Raw genomic sequence first — 3,619 nt, forward strand, 5'->3', positions numbered from 1 at the left:
CACGTGGGTGGCGCTCGACCTCGTCGAGGGTGCGGACCGCGACTCCCTGCGCCGCGTGATGCGGCTGTGGACCGCCGACATCGACCGCCTCACCCGGGGCGAGGGCACGCTCACCGACACCGAGCCGTGGCTGGCGGCGCTCCCCGCATCGTTGACCGTCACCGTGGGGTGGGGGCTCGGCGCGTACCTGGCCGCCGGGCTCGAGGCGGAGCGCCCCGCCTGGTGCCGGCCCCTGCCCGAGGTGGCGATCGACGGCGAGCTGGACCCCGGCTGGAGCGACGGCGAGCTGCTGCTGCAGGTGTGCGGCGACGACCCGCTGACCGTGCAGCACGCCGTGGGGCAGCTGGTGGCGTCCGTGCGCGACCTGGCCGTGGTGCGCTGGCGGCAGAACGGGTTCCGGCGCAGCCACGGCATGGCCCGCCCGGGTGCCCCGATGCGGAACCTCTTCGGCCAGGTGGACGGCACCAACAACCCGGGGGAGCGCGACCTGCCCGGGCTGGTGCACCGGGCCGACGGTTCCACCGCGATGGTCGTGCGGCGCGTGCGCTTCACCATGGACACCTGGGCCCAGGCACCGCAGCGGGTGCGCGAGGAGGCCATCGGGCGCGACCTGGCGCGCGGGGCGCCGCTCACCGGGAGCCACGAGCGCGACCCGGTGGACATCACCGCCCGGCACCCCGACGGGCGTCCCGTCATCCCGCACGACGCCCACGTGCGCCGCGTGGTGGACGCCAACCCGCGCCACCGCTTCCTGCGCCGTCCGTACAACTACGACGACGGGGGCGGGGACAGCGGACTGTTCTTCGTGGTGTTCTGCCAGGACCCGGCGGAGCAGTTCGTGCCCATCCTGCGGCGGATGGCGCAGAAGGACGCGCTCAACGAGTGGACCCGGCACGTCGGGTCGGCGGTGTTCCACGTGCTGCCGGGTGTCCCGGCCGGCGCGGACGCCTACCTGGGGAGCCACCTCCTCGACTCCTGACCGGGGCGGACGCGCCTTCCCAGCGCCCGCCCCGTCCTGTTCCCTCGCCCCCTCCCTCTCGTCCCCCTCCCGTTGAGTCGTCGCTTCTGGGGGTCAGGGGCACGCTCCAACCCCGACGGGCGACGACTCAACATCACCGAGGGGGCAGCGGGCTCCCGGCCCCGCCCTCACCCGAGCCGGCGTGCCACCTCCGCCGCCGCCTCCTGCGTGGCGGCCTCCATCGCGGCCACCTCCTCGGCGGACACGCGCTCGTGCTCGTAGGTCACCGCCACCGCCGCCGCGGGCACCCCCACGCGTCCGGGGGAGTCCACCGCCACCGCCACCGACGACAGCCCCGGCGTCACGGTGTCCCGCTCCCGCGCGATGCCGTCGGCCCGCACCGCCTGCAACGCCTCCCGCAGCGCCCGCGGCGTGCTCGGCGCACCGTCGCGCGCCACGAACGACCCCGCCTCGGGGAACAGCGCCCGCACCTGCTCCCGCGGCAGCGCGGCCAGCAGCGCCAGCCCGCTCGCGGTCCACGGCGCCGGCATCCGCACCCCCACGTCGGTCACCAGCGACGGCCTCCGGGGTGCCCGCTCCTCGGCCAGGTAGAGCACGTCCGTGCCGTGCAGCACCGCCAGGTGTCCGTTCTGCTGCACCCGGTCCACCAGCCGCCGCACCAGCGGCTGCCCCAACCGCTGCACGGACTGCTGCCGCGACGAGGCGAAGCCCAGCTCGTGCGCGGCCAGCCCCAGCATCCACTTGCGCTCCTCGGGCAGGTGGGTCACGAAGCCGGTCTCACGCAGGTCGTCCAGCGCCCGGTAGAGCGACGCCCGGGGGATGCCGGTCTCCCGCGCCAGGTGCCCGGCGGCCACGGGCGCGGCGTGGTGGGACAGGGCGCGCAGCACCAGGAGTGTGGGATGGGGCACAGGCAGAGGGTGTCACGATCTGGGCACGTCACCGGAATCGCCGTCGACGTGGGTGGGGTGCGGCCCCCGAGCGGCGTACCGTTCTCCCCGACAGACGCGCGCGCGACCGCCGCGTCGTCCCCGAACACATCGTTCATCCTCATCCACGCACCATCCGAAGGGAGGGTCCTCCCGTGGACACCTCAACCTGGCAACTCGCTGCCATCGTGCTCTACTTCGCCATGATGGTGGCCATCGGCTTCTGGTCGATGACGCGCACCACCGACAAGGGCGACTACATGCTCGGCGGCCGCGGCCTGGGCCCGATCGCCTCGGCCCTCTCCGCCGGCGCCGCCGACATGTCCGGCTGGCTCCTCATGGGTCTGCCGGGCGCGCTGTACGCCTCCGGCCTCGTCGAGCTCTGGATCGCCATCGGCCTCACCGTCGGCGCCTGGGTCAACTGGAAGTTCGTCGCCCCGCGCCTGCGCTCCTACACGGAGGTCGCCGACGACTCCATCACCGTGCCCAGCTTCTTCAGCGCCCGCACGGACGACGAGAAGGGCCTGCTGCGCATCACGGCCGGCATCATCATCCTCATCTTCTTCACCTTCTACGTGTCCTCCGGCATGGTGGCCGGCGGCCGCTTCTTCCAGGCCTCCTTCGGCACCAACTACCTCACGGGCATGCTCATCGTGTCCAGCGTCGTCATCCTCTACACGCTGGTGGGTGGCTTCCTCGCGGTGTCGTACACCGACGTGGTGCAGGGCCTGATGATGGCCGCCGCGCTGGTCATCGTGCCGATCGTCGGCATGATCCACCTGGGTGGCCCGGGTGAGACCGTGGACGCCATCAAGTCCGTGGACCCGCACGTGCTCACGATGGTCGGTGGCGGCCTGACCGCCATGGGCCTGGTGTCCTCGCTGGCCTGGGGCCTGGGCTACTTCGGCCAGCCGCACATCATCACGCGCTTCATGGCGCTGCGCACCCCGCACGAGGCCGTGGCCGCGCGCCGCATCGGCATCGGCTGGATGGCGCTGGCCTGCCTCGGTGCCGCCGCCACCGCGCTGGTCGGCATCGGCGTCTACCAGCGCGATGCCGCGAAGCTGGCCGACCCGGAGACGGTCTTCATCGACCTGGGCATGCTGCTCTTCCACCCGTTCATCGCGGGCCTGATGCTGGCGGCCATCCTGGCGGCCATCATGTCCACCATCTCCAGCCAGCTCATCGTGTCGTCCTCGGCGCTCGTGGAGGACATCTACCTGGGTGTCACCGGCAAGGAGCTGCACGGCACGGCCGGTGCCAACGTGGGCCGCGCAGCCGTGCTGGTCATCGCCGTCATCGCCGGTCTGCTGTCGCTCAAGCCGTCGGACACCATTCTGGAGCTGGTGGCCTTCGCGTGGGCCGGCTTCGGTGCGGCCTTCGGCCCGATCGTGCTGCTGTCGCTCTACTGGCGTCGCCTGACCACGGCCGGTGCGCTGGCCGGCATGGTCACCGGTGCCGCGGTGGCCTTCGTGTGGGGTCGCTTCCTCGAGGGCGGCGTCTTCGAGCTGTACGAGATCGTCCCGGGCTTCGTGCTCAACCTCGTGGTGGCCGTGGTGGTGTCCCTGGTGACGCCGGAGCCCGGCCCGGAGGTGCGTGCCGAGTTCGACGAGGCCGTGCGCCGCACCAAGCGCGAGCAGGCGGCCATCGCGGGTCTCTGACCCCCGGCCGGTCCGCGCCCACCGCAGGGGCGGTGTCCCAGATCTGGGACACC

At 72.8% G+C, this 3,619-nt stretch carries 3 protein-coding genes; 2 read left to right on the forward strand and 1 reads right to left on the reverse strand.

What is annotated here, in order from left to right:
* On the forward strand, positions 1 to 979 hold a 979-nt coding region (locus tag HMPREF3099_RS07490; RefSeq protein WP_070705407.1), incomplete at its 5' end, for a Dyp-type peroxidase.
* Between the two features lie 167 nt (positions 980 to 1,146).
* On the opposite strand, the gene HMPREF3099_RS07495 is transcribed toward HMPREF3099_RS07490, so the two are convergent.
* Positions 1,147 to 1,887 (reverse strand): IclR family transcriptional regulator, encoded by a 741-nt coding sequence (locus tag HMPREF3099_RS07495; RefSeq protein ID WP_070705408.1) that lies wholly within the window; start codon positions 1,885 to 1,887, stop codon positions 1,147 to 1,149.
* Between the two features lie 173 nt (positions 1,888 to 2,060).
* On the opposite strand from HMPREF3099_RS07495, the gene putP reads away from it, so the two are divergent.
* Positions 2,061 to 3,566 carry a sodium/proline symporter PutP gene (putP, locus tag HMPREF3099_RS07500; protein WP_083323607.1) on the forward strand — a complete coding sequence of 502 codons (1,506 nt, stop codon included), beginning with the start codon at positions 2,061 to 2,063 and terminating at the stop codon, positions 3,564 to 3,566.
* The last annotated feature ends 53 nt before the right edge of the window (positions 3,567 to 3,619 follow it).

The organism is Kytococcus sp. HMSC28H12 (genome assembly GCF_001816045.1).
Classification (GTDB): Bacteria; Actinomycetota; Actinomycetes; order Actinomycetales; family Dermatophilaceae; genus Kytococcus; species Kytococcus schroeteri.